Source organism: Methanosarcina siciliae T4/M (genome assembly GCF_000970085.1).
In the GTDB taxonomy this organism is placed as follows: domain Archaea; phylum Halobacteriota; class Methanosarcinia; order Methanosarcinales; family Methanosarcinaceae; genus Methanosarcina; species Methanosarcina siciliae.
This window is the reverse complement of the sequence record NZ_CP009506.1, coordinates 398,955-417,133: the sequence shown is the minus strand read 5'-3', so window position 1 is coordinate 417,133 and position 18,179 is coordinate 398,955. Positions and strand designations below refer to the sequence as shown.

The 18,179-nt window shown below is 41.8% G+C and carries 19 protein-coding genes and 1 pseudogene; 1 reads left to right on the top strand and 19 read right to left on the bottom strand.

The window, feature by feature from the left end:
• Nucleotides 1-108: 108 nt before the first annotated feature.
• From larC to MSSIT_RS01850, 11 genes are all read right to left on the bottom strand, one after another.
• Complete coding sequence (larC, locus tag MSSIT_RS01895) at nt 109-1,299, bottom strand: nickel pincer cofactor biosynthesis protein LarC (protein ID WP_048169539.1); 1,191 nt, start codon at nt 1,297-1,299, stop codon at nt 109-111.
• A 29-nt stretch (nt 1,300-1,328) separates the two neighbouring features.
• Nucleotides 1,329-2,153 carry a nickel pincer cofactor biosynthesis protein LarB gene (gene larB / locus MSSIT_RS01890; RefSeq protein ID WP_048169538.1) on the bottom strand — a complete coding sequence of 275 codons (825 nt, stop codon included), beginning with the start codon at nt 2,151-2,153 and terminating at the stop codon, nt 1,329-1,331.
• Between the two features lie 312 nt (nt 2,154-2,465).
• A complete protein-coding gene (locus MSSIT_RS01885; RefSeq protein WP_048169535.1) occupies nt 2,466-3,668 on the bottom strand; it encodes an aldo/keto reductase in 1,203 nt (400 codons plus the stop codon).
• Nucleotides 3,669-4,122: 454 nt separating this feature from the next.
• Nucleotides 4,123-4,722 carry a DUF2202 domain-containing protein gene (locus tag MSSIT_RS01880; RefSeq protein WP_052727151.1) on the bottom strand — a complete coding sequence of 200 codons (600 nt, stop codon included), beginning with the start codon at nt 4,720-4,722 and terminating at the stop codon, nt 4,123-4,125.
• Between the two features lie 121 nt (nt 4,723-4,843).
• Nucleotides 4,844-5,161, bottom strand: coding sequence for a flavodoxin family protein (locus tag MSSIT_RS01875; protein ID WP_261788986.1), 318 nt, complete (start codon nt 5,159-5,161; stop codon nt 4,844-4,846).
• On the bottom strand, nt 5,106-5,225 hold the full coding sequence (locus MSSIT_RS25465) for an NAD(P)H-dependent oxidoreductase (RefSeq protein WP_261788985.1): 120 nt from the start codon (nt 5,223-5,225) through the stop codon (nt 5,106-5,108). The genes MSSIT_RS01875 and MSSIT_RS25465 overlap by 56 nt, the downstream gene beginning before the upstream one ends.
• A 30-nt stretch (nt 5,226-5,255) precedes the next feature.
• Nucleotides 5,256-6,239: an alpha/beta hydrolase gene (locus MSSIT_RS01870; protein WP_048169533.1), complete on the bottom strand. Its 984-nt coding sequence runs from the start codon at nt 6,237-6,239 to the stop codon at nt 5,256-5,258.
• A gap of 219 nt (nt 6,240-6,458) precedes the next feature.
• Nucleotides 6,459-6,998, bottom strand: coding sequence for a flavodoxin family protein (locus MSSIT_RS01865; RefSeq protein ID WP_048169531.1), 540 nt, complete (start codon nt 6,996-6,998; stop codon nt 6,459-6,461).
• A 333-nt stretch (nt 6,999-7,331) separates the two neighbouring features.
• Nucleotides 7,332-8,516, bottom strand: a complete 1,185-nt coding sequence (locus tag MSSIT_RS01860; protein ID WP_048169529.1) for a glutathione-independent formaldehyde dehydrogenase — start codon at nt 8,514-8,516, stop codon at nt 7,332-7,334.
• A gap of 63 nt (nt 8,517-8,579) precedes the next feature.
• On the bottom strand, nt 8,580-9,005 hold the full coding sequence (locus MSSIT_RS01855; protein ID WP_048169527.1) for a cupin domain-containing protein: 426 nt from the start codon (nt 9,003-9,005) through the stop codon (nt 8,580-8,582).
• Between the two features lie 170 nt (nt 9,006-9,175).
• Nucleotides 9,176-9,919, bottom strand: coding sequence for an SDR family oxidoreductase (locus MSSIT_RS01850; RefSeq protein ID WP_231590340.1), 744 nt, complete (start codon nt 9,917-9,919; stop codon nt 9,176-9,178).
• Between the two features lie 675 nt (nt 9,920-10,594).
• Between MSSIT_RS01850 and MSSIT_RS01845 the strand changes: the two genes are divergently transcribed.
• Nucleotides 10,595-10,999, top strand: a complete 405-nt coding sequence (locus MSSIT_RS01845) for a winged helix-turn-helix transcriptional regulator (protein ID WP_315968704.1) — start codon at nt 10,595-10,597, stop codon at nt 10,997-10,999.
• A gap of 256 nt (nt 11,000-11,255) precedes the next feature.
• Here MSSIT_RS01845 and MSSIT_RS01840 read toward each other — a convergent pair whose 3' ends face one another.
• From MSSIT_RS01840 to MSSIT_RS24435, 8 genes and pseudogenes are all read right to left on the bottom strand, one after another.
• On the bottom strand, nt 11,256-12,164 hold the full coding sequence (locus tag MSSIT_RS01840) for a cyclophilin-like fold protein (protein ID WP_048169522.1): 909 nt from the start codon (nt 12,162-12,164) through the stop codon (nt 11,256-11,258).
• Between the two features lie 18 nt (nt 12,165-12,182).
• Nucleotides 12,183-13,241, bottom strand: a complete 1,059-nt coding sequence (locus MSSIT_RS01835) for a DUF3737 family protein (protein ID WP_231590338.1) — start codon at nt 13,239-13,241, stop codon at nt 12,183-12,185.
• Nucleotides 13,242-13,438: 197 nt separating this feature from the next.
• Nucleotides 13,439-14,014, bottom strand: coding sequence for a sugar O-acetyltransferase (locus tag MSSIT_RS01830; RefSeq protein WP_048169518.1), 576 nt, complete (start codon nt 14,012-14,014; stop codon nt 13,439-13,441).
• A 29-nt stretch (nt 14,015-14,043) separates the two neighbouring features.
• Nucleotides 14,044-14,796, bottom strand: a complete 753-nt coding sequence (locus tag MSSIT_RS01825) for a carboxymuconolactone decarboxylase family protein (RefSeq protein ID WP_048169516.1) — start codon at nt 14,794-14,796, stop codon at nt 14,044-14,046.
• Between the two features lie 21 nt (nt 14,797-14,817).
• Nucleotides 14,818-15,960, bottom strand: a complete 1,143-nt coding sequence (locus MSSIT_RS01820; protein WP_048169515.1) for an aldo/keto reductase — start codon at nt 15,958-15,960, stop codon at nt 14,818-14,820.
• Between the two features lie 48 nt (nt 15,961-16,008).
• A complete protein-coding gene (locus MSSIT_RS01815; RefSeq protein WP_048169512.1) occupies nt 16,009-16,548 on the bottom strand; it encodes a flavodoxin in 540 nt (179 codons plus the stop codon).
• 54 nt (nt 16,549-16,602) lie between these two features.
• Complete coding sequence (locus MSSIT_RS01810) at nt 16,603-17,238, bottom strand: flavodoxin family protein (protein ID WP_048169510.1); 636 nt, start codon at nt 17,236-17,238, stop codon at nt 16,603-16,605.
• A 20-nt stretch (nt 17,239-17,258) separates the two neighbouring features.
• Nucleotides 17,259-18,137, bottom strand: a pseudogene (locus MSSIT_RS24435) (aldo/keto reductase).
• Between the last annotated feature and the right edge of the window lie 42 nt (nt 18,138-18,179).

Sequence of the window (18,179 nt, the reverse complement as noted above, 5' to 3'; positions counted from 1 at the left end):
TATCTACAATAATGAAAAATACAATAATGAAAAATATGATGTCTGTAATTGATTCACTCTATGCGGCGCTTCAGGGAGAGCCACCGATACCTGAATAATTACAAAAAATTAAGAAAAAAGTTTCCAGGCAACTTCTTCGGCCCTTCGCATTACCTCTTTTACGGGAAGTCCGGTTGTTCTTGCGACCCTTTTGCAGTCCTCAAACTCCGCAGAGATATTGAGCAGAACCCCTTCAGAGTCCCTGGCAACCTTGACAGCGGTTTCAAATTCCTGGCCTTCGAGTTCTATTTTTATCATCTCAATGTTGCGGGCAGCCATCAACCTGTGCCGGGCAGGCATAACCCTGACTCCAAGCGATCCTGTTTCTACAATGATCTTCCGGGATAGTTTTGCGCTGTCTTCAGGCTTTGCAATTACCTTAATAATATGGGCAGGCCTTCCTTTTTTCATGGTTACGGGCATAATCGCAACGTCCCTTGCCCCCATCGAGAGCAGTTCTTCAAAAAGGTTGCCCAGGACTTCCCCGCTTACATCATCGGCATTGGTCTCAAGCACCTCAATTATATCCGAAATCAGGTGGGAGTCAGGTTCAAGAAGCACTCCCTGGAGTACATTGGGCCCTGGAAGGTCGGCATCTCCTGCCCCGTATCCGATGGCTATTGCCTTCCCCTGGGGAAAGGTTTCAACAGGCTTTGCAAAATGTGAAAGGATAGCAGCCCCTGTAGGGGTCAGCAGTTCCTTATTCACGCTCCCTCCTCTGAAATAGAGTTTCCCCTTTCTGAGAATCTCCAGAGTTGCTGGAGCCGGCACAGGAAGGGTACCGTGGGCACATTCTATTGTTCCACTGCCCACGTTGATGGGGGTGCAGTAAACCGAATCACAGTTAAGCGAATGGAGGGCTGCAGAAGAACCTATGACATCGGCAAGGGCATCACTCTGTCCCACTTCGTGGAAATGGAGCATTTCAAGGTCGGGCTGCCCGTGGACGGCAGCTTCGGCTTCGGCCATTTTTAAAAAGATACTAAGAGTACTTGCTTCCAACTGAGGAGGTAGTTTTGCAGCCTTTACGAGGTCTACGATTTCAGGATACGTCCGGACATGTTCATTTTCAGGCACTTTCATGCGGACATCCAGAGCTTTTATTCCCTCTTTTACCACTTCCCTTATATCCATGGATACGGGCGCTGAAGCTTCAACAAGTTCCTTCACCGCTTGCTTGTCAGCTCCGATGTCGAGAGCGCAGGCCAGGATCATATCCCCGGCTGCCCCTGAAAAGGGATTAAAGACCAGTGTTTTCATAAAATTCCTCCCTGAGTCCCACTCTGAACTTATTCATAGTTATTTTCCTGTTCTTCTTCCTGTTCCGCCTCTTCAGCTATCTTCCCTGACCCGGCAGCAGCAATCAGATTTGCGATCCTGGCTGCATAAGCCCCCGCAACAAACCCTGCATCGATGTTTACCACTGCAAGGGTCGAGCAGGACTGAAGCATTGAGAGCAGGGCTGCTTTTCCTTCCCCACCCGCTCCGTAACCCGTGGACACCGGAAGCCCGATTACCGGCACGTCAACAAGCCCTGAGACTATGGTAGGAAGCGTACCCTCCCTTCCGGCTGCAACAACGATCGCCCCAGGGTTCCGGAGCTTGAGTTTCTGGAGTTCGGGAATCAGCCTGTGGATCCCGGCAACCCCTACATCGTAGACGGCTACGGTTTCACAGCCCATTTCCGAAGCAACGACCCTGGCCTCTTCTGCAGCAGGGATGTCTGCCGTGCCTGCGGATATTACTCCAACAACCCCTCCTGTAAGCGGAGCAGGAGTCCCGTCATGAATAACCACTGTGCGTGCACGGCTGTTCCACTCGAGTTTATCAGCAGCAAAAGCCTTCATCAAAGCTTCAAGATGTGGGGCAGAGACGCGGGTAATCAGGGCTCTTTTACTTTTATCTACCATAACCCTGGCAATCTCGACAACATCTTCAGGCTCCTTGCAGTCAGCAAGAACAGCTTCGGCTACTCCTGTTCTGTTTTTTCTATGGGTATCCACTTTAGCGATATGCGAATAGGATACAAAACCCAGACCTCGAACCTGCTGTTCTGCAGTTTCAAGATCGATTTTCCCTTCTTTGACAGACTTCAATATATTAGTAAGATCCATGCGCCACCCTTAATCGAAAAGAATTGAATGCTTTAGCAATAAACAGCTTAAATACAGAGCTACCAGACACTAATTTATTATTTTGGAGGCTCTTTAGAGTTTCGTGCTAACTCATACAGGTTTGATTTTTATAATTATTTGGGTTACTACTTTGTAATTAGGTAAGAATTCAAATTCTAAAGATGAAAAAGTATAGTTAACCGGGACTGTAGGCCAAAAGCAGGAAATGGAGATATTGTTTAATCTTTCGATAAAAATCAGCTTAAACAACATCTCCATATTGTCATTTTTCACTTCAAATCGTTCTTGCTTTTACGCCTGTTTCTTGAACAACTGCCTTGCCATGGCAACTCTTTCCTCCAGATCAGATCCTTCCAGTTCTTCTACAACGGATTCGAGCATCTTTGGTATTTCAATATGCTGGGGACATTTTTCAAGGCACTGCCCGCACTGGACGCACTGGGATGCAAATCCGGTTTCTCCAACGGATATGGCACCACTCAACTGTGCAGCATATAGGAACTTTGTCTCGTCTGCGTTGCCGGACAGATAGAGGTTGTTGTACAATTCAAAACAGAGTGGGATATTCACGCCTGCCGGACAAGGCATACAGTATCTGCAGCCTGTACAGCCTACTTTCATCAGTTCACGGTACTTCCGCTCTACTTTCTTTACTAACTGCAGTTCGGTTTCTGTAAGGGAATTCGGGTAAGCCTCGCCTGCCACTTTCAGGTTCTCTTCCACATGGGCTTCTTCATTCATCCCGGAGAGGACAACCGTGACCTCCGGGTGGTTCCAGACCCAGCGAAGAGCCCATTCCGCAGGGGATCTCTTTATCGGGGCTTCTTCCCAGATATCTTTCACGGCTTGAGGCATGGTTTTTGTCAGGTTTCCTCCACGGAGAGGTTCCATTATGATTACGCCAAGACCTTTTGAAGCTGCATATTTCAGACCGGGGGTCCCTGCCTGGTTCTTTTCATCCAGGAAGTTGTACTGGATCTGGCAAAAGTCCCAGTCATAAGCGTCCACTACCCGGTTGAAGTCCTCTCCCGAGCCATGGAAGGAGAAACCTGCATTTCTGATGCGGCCGTCAGCTTTGGCTTTGTCAAGGAAATCAGCCACACCCAACTTTTCGAGATTGTCCCATAAATCACCAACGAGAGCGTGTATGAGATAATAGTCGATGTGGTCTGTTTTGAGTTTCTCCAGCTGAGCGTTCAGGAACTTATCCATATCCTCCCGGCGCTCTATAAGCCAGGAAGGAAGCTTTGTGGCGAGTTTAACTTTCTCACGGTACCCGTCAGCAAGAGCACGACCCAGGAAAGGCTCGCTCTCTTCCATGTGATAGGGCCAGGCCGTATCAACATAGTTTACTCCCTGGTCGATTGCATAGCGTACCTGCCTGGTGGCTCTTTCTTCGTCTATACTACCGTCTTCTTTTACCGGAAGGCGCATGCATCCGAATCCAAGTATCGAAAGTTCGTCTCCATTTTTAGGCATTTTTCTGTATAGCATTTTTAGTTCTCCTGAATTCTTGAATTGTGTAACTTGACCCTGACCGATCTTTTATTGACAGCTTATTTTTGCGAGAGATCGATCAGTTAATTTTTGTATCTGATAGACTGGTCACTCATAAAAAGAGTGAAATACTTACTTTTGGGATGAGATTACTACAGAATGTAAATTGTTGTGACTGATCAGTCAATCAACAAAATGCTTAATATTATATAACCATTTGCTCTCTCAGTAACTACTGAATGAAAAGAGAAATGATAAATAACACTCACAAATATGACCACTCACAAATATGACTCCGAACTGATTTCCCAGAAAAATCCATGATCTGCGAACCAATTCAAAAGTCAAGTTTTATGGACCTATTTCAGAATCGCGGTACTGGAAAGGTTTACCCCCAAGTCCCGCCAAAAGTATAGTATGCGTCCACAGAAAAAGGAAAGTGTTGCCTATGTTACTTTCCAAGCTGGGTGTTGAAGGCGGAGAGGTGATTATTCGAGCCTCGCAGCAAGTTGCCGTAGACCGTCCTGATATCGCTGTTCGTGGTATTAGCGAGATCTGCTTCTAGATCGCGAATGTCCTTCTCTTCGATGATCACACCTACTTTAAGGGCCTCCTCCCTGGAGACACTTCCCTGCTGGGTCAGCTGATTGTAAAGTTCCTGCAGCTCGGGATTGGTGAACTCTCCCTCAGAAGTCGTGGCGGCCGGGTCCTGCACGCCATACTGCGTCAGTAAGTATTTCACTGCATCTGTATGTTCCTGTTCGCTCGCAGCGATGTTTCTGAAGATGGGTATATTCCATTTGTCGTAGAGGTAGAGGTACACATCTCTCGCTAACTTCTCTTCCTCTCGCATGTATATGAGAGAGTTTATTTCCGTATCATTCAAAACGGCATCCTGTAAAGTGACGCCCGACGTATCCGTACTTTCGGAATTTGTCCCGTTTTCCTGGCATCCCGAAATCCCGACCACTGTGGTGATCAGTAGCAGGACAAAAAAGGTTAAGCTGCTTATGTTTTCCCTAATTTGTATCACTCCCAGATAATTTATCATTTTATGTATACTTAGTTAAATAGCTATTGATGGTGTTTAAAATATGTTATTATGCGGATCAATTTTCCTGGGGCAACTTGCTGGGATGCGTTCCTGAGGGTATCAGCAATTGGAGTTTTGGTCATATATTGCAGTTGTATATCGTGCACATGTGACCCATTATTTTACTCCAAACAAGGTACTGGAACAATAATCGTTCCAGAAAAGACCTCATCTCTCCGGTCACATCCCCGAAGTAGATAGGAGCCCCAGGAATAAAGGCATCGGCTTCTTCCATTTTCTTAAGGACAGGGGTCAGTTCATCTTTCATGGCACATATGCCATAGCTTTGACCGCCTATTCTCTTGCAGGCAAAGCAGCTTGTGCACCCTTTGTAGTTCAGATCATAAGTGGATGAGTTCTGTTTCCGCCCCCTTGGATTCTGCTCCCTTAAGTGCATGTTCCAGGAGTATTGCAGTGTTCATATTCTTCCCTGGACTACCATTAATTGCTATCCTCTTCATGTAATCATCTTATTTTGATTTATAAAGGGATCATTTTAGATTTTCAGAGAAAAATGATTCTAATTTGTCAAATGGAATCATGTCGGTCCTGTCGTACAGATCAATATGTCTTGCTCCCGGAACAACGTAGAGTTCTTTGGGTTCAGCAGCAATTTCATAGGCATCTTCACTAAAGTATCTGGAGTGAGCATTTTCACCGATGATGAACAAAATTGGTCGTGGTGAAATGGTCTCAATATAGTTCATCAAAGGGAAGTTCATGAATGACATGCTACTTGTAATAGTGAATGCGGCTCCTGCATTAGGATGATGTCCACGCTCCATTCCGTAGTATTCAAAAAATTCACTTGAAATTGGATCTAATCCTTCCGGAATTGAATCTGCTGGTTCACCTGGGAAACCTATAGGCAATTCTGGAGTACCATTCTCGAAGTCTTTCCATCGTTGCTCGCCCAACTGAACTAAAGTTTGCGTACGCTGTTCATCAGTCATTGTTTTTCCAAATCCATCTCTTATCATGCTACTTATATCGTACATACTTGCAGTAGCAACTGCTTTGATACGTGGGTCAACTTGAGCTGCAGTAATTGAAAATCCGCCGCTTCCACAGATACCGATAACGCCGATCCTGTTTCTGTCCACAAAAGGACGTGTTCCCAGAAAGTCTACTCCTGCGCTAAAATCTTCAACAAATATATCTGGAGAAGAAACATGTCTTGGTTCCCCACCGCTTTCGCCATTAAATGATTCATCGAACGCAATGGCAACAAATCCTCGTTCTGCCATATTCTGCGCGTAAATACCAGCCCCTTGCTCTTTCACACCCCCATAAGGTGTTCCTATAACAATTGCTGGATATTTTTTGGACTTGTCTATATCCTTTGATAAGTACATGTCCGCTGCAACGATAATTCCGTACCTATTCTTATAGGATACTTTTTCTACAGTTACCTTTTCACTGAGTTCAAAGGTTTTTCCACTAGATTCATTTTTAGATTCTATGTTTTCCGACATTTTTATTTCTCCTGAATATTAGAATTGTATCAAATATCATTGTTACTGACTGACTAAACAGTCATTGGTATGTAGTGTTCGTAGTATATATTTGCTTTGATTGATTAATCACTCATAAAAAGAGTGAAAAAATTAGTTTTTAGTTAGACCTCTCCGGATAATTCTTCAACGATCTCTTTTCGCATGATTCTGCTCTGTTCATTGTATCATATTCTTCAATCAAACCCCTTTTCCCATTTCATATGCCTGTTCCATTGCTTTGCTTCCCTTGATATCTCCTACGTTCCAGGCACCTGTTCCATAGACAACGCCTTTTTCATTTGGCCCTTTAAGGCAGGAAGTAAAACCTCTGAATCCCTCAAGTGTTCTCTCCATGGCCGGTTTACTATCGGCGGCAGCTGCTACAATGAAATAGAAATCCTTGTCATTGATCTCTGTGTATCGAGCGCAAGTACGGTCTATCAGGGTCTTCATCTGACCATTCATTGTGTAGAAGTATACCGGAGTGGCCATTACGATCACATCTGCCGCGATCATTTTATCCAGGATCTCGTCCATGTCGTCTTTTTGGGAGCATCCATTCCCTCTGTTAAAGCAGACCCCACATCCTGTACAGTAAGCGATCGTCCTGTCATTCACAAAGATCTTCTCCGCCTGATTGCCTGCCTCTTCCGCTCCACGTATGAACTGATCGCACAGCAGGTCGGAGTTTCCGCCTTTTCTTGGACTTGCAGGCAACACTAATACTTTTTTGCTCATTTGTATTATCTCCTATATTCTTGATTATGTTTTATACTCGGTAAATTTGAACTTTGAGATAAGTTCATTAGATCATGAGAATATCATTATTGACTGATCAATCAGTCACCAGATACTTAATGGTATATAACTATTTGCTTCCTAAAAAAATTTAAATAAAAAAGAAATTGATAACTAACTCATGGATATGACTCCTGATTGATTAAAGGAAAGTTTTCAATTAATCTCTATATCTGAATGACTGATTTTTAGTCCGCAGTCGCTATAATTAGGGAGAATTAATCAAATGAAAGTTAAATTAAAAAATAAGTTAAGTTCTTATTTTAACCGTGCTTAATGGAATTTGATTATAGGCTTAACTACATCATCCCTCTTATCAAATTGCTTATATGCCTCAGGAGCTTCATCAATGCTGATACGGTCAGATACTATGAAGCTTGGTTTTGCTTTACCATTGAATATCAAATTTCTTAAAAACACGTGCATTTGTTTAACAGGTGTCGGTCCAGTACCTATGGATACTCCTTTGAACCAGAATTCAGCCCACGGAAGCGTTAAATATCCTTGTTTTTCATTCTCATCCTTACCGGCAGGATCTGGACTATAAACACCAATTACTCCAATGCTGCCCCCTGGGGCTATAATTCTTGCGATGTCCATTAAAACTTGGTTTGGCTTAAATTCTTCAGAATTATTTCTATCAAGTGCTTGATAACCCACCGCATCAATTGCACAATCCACGCCTAAAACCTTTTCTTCTCCAGGCCTTAGAGAACTCATTAAATTTTTGTCATTTTGACGGATTTGCATTATCATCTCAACGGGATCACCATCTGTAAAGTTAATTGGAACTGCACCAATTGATTCAGCAAGTTTTAAACGTTTATCAGATTTATCAACAACGTAGACTTCACTTGCACCCATTAACATTGAACTGTATGCTGCAAGTAGACCTACAGGCCCGGCACCAAAAACGGCTACTGTTTTCCCAGTTTTTACTTTAGCTAACTCTGCTGCATAATATGCTGTTGGAAATATATCTGCAAGCATCACAAAATCGTCTTCAAATTCATCCCCCGGCTCACCGGGCAATTTTAAGCAAGCCCAATCTCCATAAGGAACTCTCAGATACTCAGCTTGTCCACCATCATATGGTCCCGCTCCAGGATATCCATAGTTTGCTATAGCTGCGTCTGGATTCATGGTAAGACACATATTGGTCAAACCCTTAACGCAATTTAAACAAGATCCACAAGCAACATTAAATGGTATTACTACCCTATCACCAGGTTTAACTAGCTCAACTGCATCTCCAACCTCTTCAACAACTCCCATTGGTTCATGTCCTAAAATTGTTCCTAATCCGTCAGGACCATGGCCACCATATAGATGTAAATCACTTCCACAGATTCCACTACTTGTCACTTTTATAATTACGTCAGTTAGCTTCTCTATTTCTGGTTTTTTAACTTCTTCAACATCTACATTTTTTGGTCCTTTATATACCACGGCTTTCATTTTAGCCCCCCATATTGGATTTTGTATAAATAGTATTATTTTACAAGAATATCGTATTCTGAGTTATTCTAACTTGTTATATTCTTCATCAGTTACGGGTTCAAGCCATTCGGCCGTACCTGCACTAACATTCGTCTCAACGGAAAGGTGTACGAACCAGCTATCATGTGCTGCTCCATGCCAGTGTTTCACATTCGGATGAATTTTTACTATATCACCTGGATTAAGTTCCTGTGCAAGCTTTCCTTCTTCCTGATAGTAACCACGTCCACCTGTTACTAATAGAATCTGTCCGCCCGGATGCTTATGCCAGTTATTCCGACAACCCGGTTCAAACGTTACATTGCCTATTGGACAGTTAAATTCGTCATCCCTTGGCACCAGCATGCTAAGCCATGCTTTACCTGAAAAATACTTGCTGAACATTTCCGGAAGTTCTTCTCCTTTCGGGAAGATTACACTTTCACTTAAATTGTTTGATTTATTCATGTTTTATTCTCCTTCAAATTTTTTCGTGATACTACTTTCTTTTCAGCACCATATGGAAATTACCGATAATTGCCGACATTACATGTTCCAAAGAACGGAAGCAAGTAGTAAGCCCAATGACAATTAACACCGATCTTGATCCAAAATTCTAAGTAGTATGGGATGTGCCGTTAGTGCGCTAACTGTCCTCCGTCAACACGCATCACATCTCCGGTCACAAAGGAAGCTGCATCTGAACAAAGCCACAGGACCGCAATGGCGATCTCCTCGGGCCTGCCCATTCTTCCGATTGGCTCCTGCTCGATTATTTTTTCGTAACCCTCGGGAGTGCCCCCGCTATACCGTTCCATCATCGGAGTGTCGGTCATTCCAGGACAAACGGCATTGATCCGGATATTTGACTTGGCGTAATCAAGGGCAGCTGTTTTTGTGAGCCCCACCACCCCATGCTTACTGGCAACATATGGTGCGATATCTGGAAAACCGGTCAGTCCAGCCCCGGAGGAACAGTTTACAATTGCTCCGGCACCTTGTTTAAGCATCTGCGGAATCTCATACTTCATACAGAGGAAGACTCCTGTGAGATTAGTGGCAATGACCCGGTTCCACTCTTCAACTGGATATTCAGCAGTTATTACTGTTTTTCCTTCAATGCCGGCATTGTTAAAAGCGTAATCAAGTCGACCGAATTTCTGGATGGTCTTTTCTATAGCATTCTTCACATCTTCCTCTCGCATCACGTCGCACTTGACGACTAATGCTTGTCCACCAAGTTCTTCAATCATACGAGCAGTCTGTTCAGCCCCTTGCTTGTGATACGTTAGCGCAACGTTAGCGCCCTCACGAGCAAAGGCGACCGCAGTAGCCTGGCCAATGCCGGTCGCCCCTCCGGTAATGAATGCGACTTTCCCCAAAAATCGCTTAGTCTCGTTAATAGCCATTCTTTTCCCCCTATTTTTGCATTTATGAAAAACGGGACTAACAATATATTGTAATTTATAATACATTCACTATAAATTTCCACTAGGAATTTCTATTCCCGGCGAGCTCAATTCTCCTTATGTGTAGAAAATACTTTTAGTAGCTCTTTGATCCTATCTTGTATTTTTCAGATAGTGTTTATCTGATAGTACTTTTGATAATGTCTTTAGGATGTGTGCTTTCAATAGCATTCTTCGATAGTGTCTTCCTAAAGCTCTTGTTTTTAAAATATGACTTTTGAGTTTTGACTATTCTTTGTATGGCTGTTTGCATGCTAGTCAAACTGCCTGTAGGCTTCAGGCAGTTCATAAAAAGAGATTCTATGCTCACTAAAACTTGGGCTTTGCTTGTCCTCCAATTATCAAACTACGCCGATCTATTTTGATTCATTATATACGATAGCTTTCAATTTTTAGATCCCTGTATTTATTCCTCTTAAGGGCGTGGCGATTAGAACTCCCCTTCCCCGACCTTACTCCCTCTGGGTTCAAATACTTAACAGTCATACTCTTGTAATGGATAATAAATTAAATATAAGGAAATATAAAACTAATTTTAAGTAATTTTTGTAACCATTTGGTAATTAATTACTATTTGGTAATGGGGGAATTAGTACGACTCAAAAGGACTATTATTTCGACGAAGTATATCGAACCATTGATGAAACCTTTGACTGTCTTGGGAAAAAATGGAGTGTTAAAATAATTAAAGGGCTATTTTGTAATCGCAACCATTTTAAAGACTTATTGGAACTTAATCCCGCTTTAAGTAGTAAAGTTCTCTCCGAACGATTGAAAGAATTAGAAAAGAAAGGTATAATTGAAAAAAAAGTAGTAAATTCTAATCCCTTTCATACAGAGTACTTTTTAACTGAAAAAGGTCTTAAACTAAATAAGATAATCTTCGAAATGTTTGATTTTGCTTTAGATACAGTAGATATAAATAATGAACACTGTTCTAAACTAAGAGAAGAATCTAAAAAAAAGGCAAGGGTTTGCTTAAATATAAAATGATTTTAACTCTTTTATAAATTATTTATACAACTTTCCTTTATTACATTAGTTAAACTTAACCATTTTTGTTCATCGAGTCACCATATGTGGAAAAAATAAATCAAATAAGTGGCTTTATTTAAATTCTCTAACCGTGACTGATAATTAATTACAATTTAGTAACCGTTTACAGGCTTTTTAAAGCATTCCAAGGCCCACATCGTTGATCCCTTGATTGTTGGTGTAGGTCATTTCTCGACCGCGATTTTGCCTATGTTTACACTTTCTCGATCAGTATCGTGCCTGACATATTTTTGATATGCTCGCCGCCTGATATGACATCCCCTAACTCATATAAACCGCCTGCAGAGCCGAATCTATCATAAAACATTACCACGTCCCCCCATGGAGCATAATATGCAAGCGTTCCAAACTGTGCATTTGCCATAGGTGTGTTAGTTGTATCAAGTTTTTTGGGTGGATAAAATATCTTTTCATTATTGCTGTAATCTTCAACATCGATCGTTAAGGGCAACTGTTCATAGAGTTCTTTTGCAGCTTTCCCGTCATTGAGCTCATAAATCGTTGTTTCTCCATTTGCCTGAATACTGATTCTCATTTTTGTTTCCCTCTCTTCTTGACTAAGTTCATTTTTTTCTATCTGTATGCTACCTGAAATATTGGCAATCTCATCTATTCCATTGATGCATATCCCTAAACGGTGCATCTCGTCACCAGCATAGAAATCCTCATAGAGCATGAACACATCACCCCATGGTTCATAGTAGCTGAGTTCGCCCTTTTTACCGTCATGATAAGCCTCTTGTGCAGTAACATTGAGTTTCTTTGGTGAGTAGAACATCCACTGTGCATCCCGGAAATTCGTTAGATCTAATTCCAGTGGCAATTGTTCATACAATTCTTTGGCGGCAACCGTATCATATAGTTGGAACGTCGCTATATGGCCCTGTGAAGTGATTTTAACGCTCATATCCGATAAAGCCAGACCGTGCTCCGGCTCTGTTGAAACTGTTTTTTTGGATGAATTCATTTCTGATTGATTACTGATGGCTCTTTGATCAATGTTATTTTGTTCAATACATCCTATCGCTAAAATTGCTAGTAAAAATACTCCTAAACAAATTAACATCCATTTTGTGCCATTATATTCAGGAATCATTTTCATAGATAAGGCCTCACTTTACTATGTCTCTTGCACAGGAAAATCCTTAGTGTTGAATAAATTTCCATTACAGTTATCTGAATTTTGAATTTCTTCTTTATTCAGCTTGCTCCGGACTTCAATTACACATGAAACGTCTACTGATTGATTCTCATCCAATATTACTTCCCCAATTGAATCCGCACTGATATGTCCGCTGCATGGATTTTTTACACTTGTTATCGAACCTGTAATTACAGCATGAACCTCACTGTATTCAAAGGCAAGATCACAACCAATCATTTCGCAATCTTCCAGAATCAGACCTTTTGCATAACAAAGCGGCTGAGTTCCGATAATTTTACACCGGATCAGTTTGAGATTTTCGGAGTACCAACCCAGATATTCGCCTTTTACTATACTGTCTGAGACAGTGACATTTTTGCTGTGCCAGAAAGCATCCTTTGTATCCAGACAGGAATCCCTGATTTCAACATTTTTCACATACTGAAAAGAGTATTTACCATTCAATATAAAGTTATCAAGCAGGACATCTGAGCTGTAGAAAAACGGATATTCAGACTCAAGCTCTGTATTCTTTATTATCATTCTATGTGATAACCATCCAAATTCGGATGATTGAATATTACAGTTTTCAATAGTGACATCCTCACATTCCCGTACAGCTTTAATGCCTTCCATATGACTTTCTTTTATTGTCACCTGTTTGCCATACCACAATGCAGCACGGCATGTATCTGCCATACGACTATTTTCAATTTGAGCGTCCCTGACATGCCAGAAAGGATAACGAAGCCTGAAGTCACAATCTGAAACGTAAATGTCTGCACTTTCCTTCAATGCAGATTCCCCATCGCGAGGGCCGTCAAAGATACAATGAGTTATTGTTGCGTTATGTATACCATACAGGGCACGCTCTTCATCCATTGTCAAGTCTTTAAATTCATTTATCTGCTCTCGTTTTTGTTCAACACTGATTGGAGTGTTGAGCTTTGCGGATAATTCAGTTGTCCGGGAGCCAACATCGGAACTCTTATTATATTGAGTATTATCAAAGGGAATTGATTCACTTGCTTGCATTATTTCTAAGATATCTCTAGTGTTTTGACTCATATTTAAACCTGTTTTTATCCTAGGTTTTCCTTGAAGAATGATCCCAATTTATCAAACGGAATCATTTCTGGGGAGTATTTAACCAATCAACATAAGTTATGAGTGACTGATCAGTCATTTTATATGATAACTATACTCGTTATACTGGTATATAAGGTTAAGCATTACAATGTTCTGATAACTTTTGCCGGTACGCCAGCTACGACTGTGTTAGGAGGAACATCTTGTGTAACGACAGCTGCGGCTGCTATTATAGAGTTCTCTCCGACAGTTACACCGGGTAAAATAGTTGCAGCAGCACCGATCCATACATTCTTTTTGATCCATATCGGAGTCGATATTAATTCCTTTCTACGGGCCGGATCCAATGGATGATTGGATGTGATAAGATTGACTTTTGGTCCTATCTTGGTGTCATCCTCGATTGTTATGCCCCCTCTATCCATAAAGGTGCATGCGTGATTGATAAACACATTTTTACCGAGCTTGATATTTCGTCCGAAATCTGTATAGAATGGAGGAGTTACCCTTGAGGATTCATCCACCTCCGAACCTATCAATTCACTGAACAGGCTCCTTATTTCATCTTCATCATGAACTGAAGTATTCAATCTGGTGATTAGTTCCGCAGTACGAAGCATCGCTTCCTTTAACTTCGGATATTCCGGGTCATCTATAGAAACCGCTTCTCCAGACCGATCACGTTCAAAAATATCTTTATGCAACGCTTTTTCGCTCATTGAAACTATCTCTCTGATCTACATCAAATTTATTCCGGTATCAATTCGTTCAAACACGCAATCGCATTCAATGTCCTTGGATATCCGATATATGGCAATAGCTGCGTAACTGTGCTGAGAAGTGTTTCTTTATCGTTCCCTACATTCAGATTTCCCTGAATATGTCCCTTTAACTGAGGTTCACATCCGCCCAGTGACAGGATAATAGAAAATGTAAGGAGTTCTCTTGTTTTTACATCCAGACCTTTTCTGGTGTAGTAATCACCAAAACAGTTTGCAGACAGATATTTCTGAATATGGATCTGGTTTTCCGGTGATGCCTCGTACATTTTATCGATCACATCTCCAAATATTGCTTTCTGCACTTCCAGTCCTTTTTCAAATCGTGTTTCAGGTGAAGTTGTAGACTGGCCTTCCAGTGGCAGTTTAATCCCTCTGCTTTCCAGTATTTCATTTGTGGCATGGATAAAATCAAATGCTTTTGCCATCCCGACATATGGAACGGATTGATATACAATCTCCTTGACCTCGATGGGAGTGACACCAATATTAAGTGCACCGCCAAGCATTACTTTATATTCGCTTAAAGTCTGGCTTGCTATCAGCGAGCCCAGAATTACCATCATTCTGGTCTTTGCATCTAAATTTCCATAGCTGATCACTTCATCGAAAGCAAAATTGTCAAAGACCTCTATAAGCTCCGGATCTGTTACTTTAAGTGTCGATTTGTGATTTGGAAATAATTCTTCATGGTTCCTGTTTGCTGTTTCACTTATCCTCATAATCAAACCTCTCTTTCATTCTTATTTCGTAGGTAATGCAGGTCCGCCTTCCTCGAATTCTGCGACCACATCTTTGAGATATTCTGTTATCTTCAGATGTTGAGGACATGTCTCTTCACACTTTTTACACTCAATACAATCACTGGCCTTTCCACGGGTTGAGGTCAGGTTCATGTAGTAAACGAACTGGCTGGAAATATTATCGGTTACAGCTCTCTTTGCACTATTATATAATGCAAAGTAGTCCGGTATTGCAATATTCTTGGGACACCCTTCTTCACAATATCTGCAGGTTGTGCAGGGAATTGCAGTATCTTCATTTATAATATCAATTACCTGATCGATGACATTGTATTCTTCCTCGTTCAGGGGTTTGAAATCTGTCATATAAGATGTGTTGTCAAGAACCTGTTCCATGGTATTCATACCACTGAGAACCATCATGACGCCTTCCTGACTGGCAGCGAATCTGATTGCCCAGGAAGCAACTGAAGCATCCTTTTCATATGCTTTCATCAATTCTTCGGCCTTTTTTGGAACTGATGCAAGATTCCCGCCCTTGATGGGTTCCATCACAACAATTGGCTTGTTATGTTTCCTTGCAACTTCATAGCATCTTCTTGACTGGATACCTGGATTCTCCCAGTCGATGTAATTAATCTGCAACTGCACAAAATCAAGCTCAGGGTGAGCAGTCAGGATCTCATCCAGCAGTTCTGGAGTGTCATGGAAAGACATACCCACGTTCTTAATTTTGCCTTCTTCCTTTTTCTTCAAAGCAAAACCGAATGTATCATATTTACATGCCTGCTCATAGGCACTCACACCAACATTGTGAAGCAGGTAATAATCAAAGAATTCTACACCACAATTTTGCAGTTGCTCGTTAAAGATCCTTTCCTGATCTTCCACTGACTTCAGCATTCTGGGTGGAAGTTTCGTCGCAAGGGTGAATTCATCCCTGTTATGTCTTTTTACCAGAGCCTCTCTGACAGCTTCCTCACTCTTGAATCCATGGTATGTATACGCGGTATCAAAGTAAGTAAATCCTTTTTCCAAAAACGTATCTATCAATTTGTTTAATGCTTCTGTATCAAATGATGTCTGATCATCTTTGTCCAGAAGTGGTAATCTCATACAGCCAAAACCTAATCGTTTTGCCATTTTATCCCCCCCTGTTCAATGTTTCATAAATGTCCTTACTCGAACAATTTATGAAATAATCCCAAGTTTATTCAACCAATCCGTAACATCTTTTTTCGCAGCACTTACACGAGAGCCTTGAATAGCGAACCCCTTCAAAAGTGTCGCTTCCGGGCAAAGCTTTGCAATATCGTTCTCACTGCGACCCATTCCACCTCCACCATGCGTACAGAATGGAACAATGATCTTTTCGGAAAAGTCATATTCTTCCAGGAATGTAAACACCGGCATCGGCATCGTTCCCCACCAGTTAGGATAACCCAGGAATATCACATGATAAGAGTCTATGTTTTCCACATGGCTGGAAAGCTCCGGTCTGGCATTGTCATTCAGTTCTTTTTTTGCCACGTTGGTGGTTGCAGTATAATCCTTGGGATAAGACTTTACTGTATCAATACGGAAAACCTCGCCTCCTGTTATTTCCCGGACCATGTCGGCTACTACTTTTGTGTTACCTACCGGCAGATTCACGATCTTTCCACTGACATAGTTATTACCAGCACGCGAATAATAGGCTATCAGACATTTCTCTTCATTCAAATTCGTCATTTTAATCCCACTCTTTGTGTTTATTAATTTTCAATCCAAAATTCCAAATGATAATTATTCCCTAATGAAATTCGTAGACACCCTTTCTTCTTTCACCGAGAGCGGTACGCCAGCTTTCTTGCCAGCCTCTTTACACTTCATGAACCATACCATATTTCGTGCAAGCACACGCATGATCTGCAATCCTTCCAGATCCTTTTTAACATCTTCAGGCTTTGCTCCATGAACCATATTCCAATATCGGGAAGAAATAACCGGTATCTCCGAAAGTGTGAAGTACTTATTAAGCTGGTCAAATGTAGCTGTTGTCCCCGCTCTTCTCGCCGAGATGACTGCTGCTGCTGGTTTCAGATAAAAAGACTGTCTGCCTCCCAGCAGGTCAGAATAGAAAACGCAACCCATAAAATATGTGATCGCGCCGGTAGCAGATGCATAATGCACCGGAGAACCGAAAATAAATCTATCGGCATCTTTGGCAATGTCAAGAAAATCGTTGGCACGGTCATTAAATGCACAGCGCCCTGTTTTGATGCAGCTCTTGCAGGCAGTGCATCCGGTAAGTGGTTTTTTTCCGATCCAAAAAATTTCTGTGTCAATCCCTTCTTCATTCAAAGTCTTTGCTACTTCCGTAAGAGCAGTATAGGTACAACCTTTCTCATGCGGACTTCCGTTCACCAATAATACTTTCATTCTCATACCTCGATCATGACTTAATAATCGTCTTTAACCCGGTTGATCCTGCTTCCTGCAATCTTTATCTTTGAGAGCGTTTCATTTAGCATAGCTAACTCTTCTTCAGTCAGTTCAACATCTGCTGCAGCTATGTTCTCTTCCAGACGTTCCAGTTTGCGAGTTCCAGGGATAGGAATGATCCAGGGCTTTTGTGCAAGTATCCATGCAAGAGCAATTTGAGCCGGAGTTGCATTTTTGGTTTCAGCTATTTTCCCGATCAAATCTAATAGTACCTGATTTGCGTCAATGTTCTCTGAAAGGAAACGGGTAAGTATGCTGCGTATATCCCCCTCACCAAATGTGGTGTTCTTATCAATCTTGCCTGTAAGGAAACCATTGCCAAGCGGGCTAAAAGGAACAAATCCAATACCCAACCCCTCAAGTGTAGGCAAAACCTCCTCTTCAGGTGTCCTCCACATCATAGAATACTCGCTTTGGACCGCTGTAAGCGGCAGAACGGCATGTGCTCTTCTGATCACATCTGCACTGGCTTCTGAAAGTCCTCAGTGTTTGACTTTTCCTTCCTGCATCAGTTCTTTAACAGTCCTGGCAACCTCTTCGATGGGTACATCTGAGTCGACACGATGCTGGTAAAGCAGATCGATAGAATCAACCCTTAATCGCTCCAGAGAACCTTCAACTGATCTTCTGATATTTTTCGGGGTACTGTCCATCAATAGCTTACCACGTTAGCCGTATCCGAAAGCAACACCAAACTTTGTGGCTATCACAACTTTTCCCTCATATGGTTCAAGTGCTTCACCAACCAGTTCTTCGTTTACATAGGGCCCATAAATTTCTGCTGTATCAAAGAATGTAATACCAAGCTTTACAGCTGAACGGATCAGTTCTATCATTTATTCTTTATCTGCTGTCGGTCCATACGCATGGCTCATTCC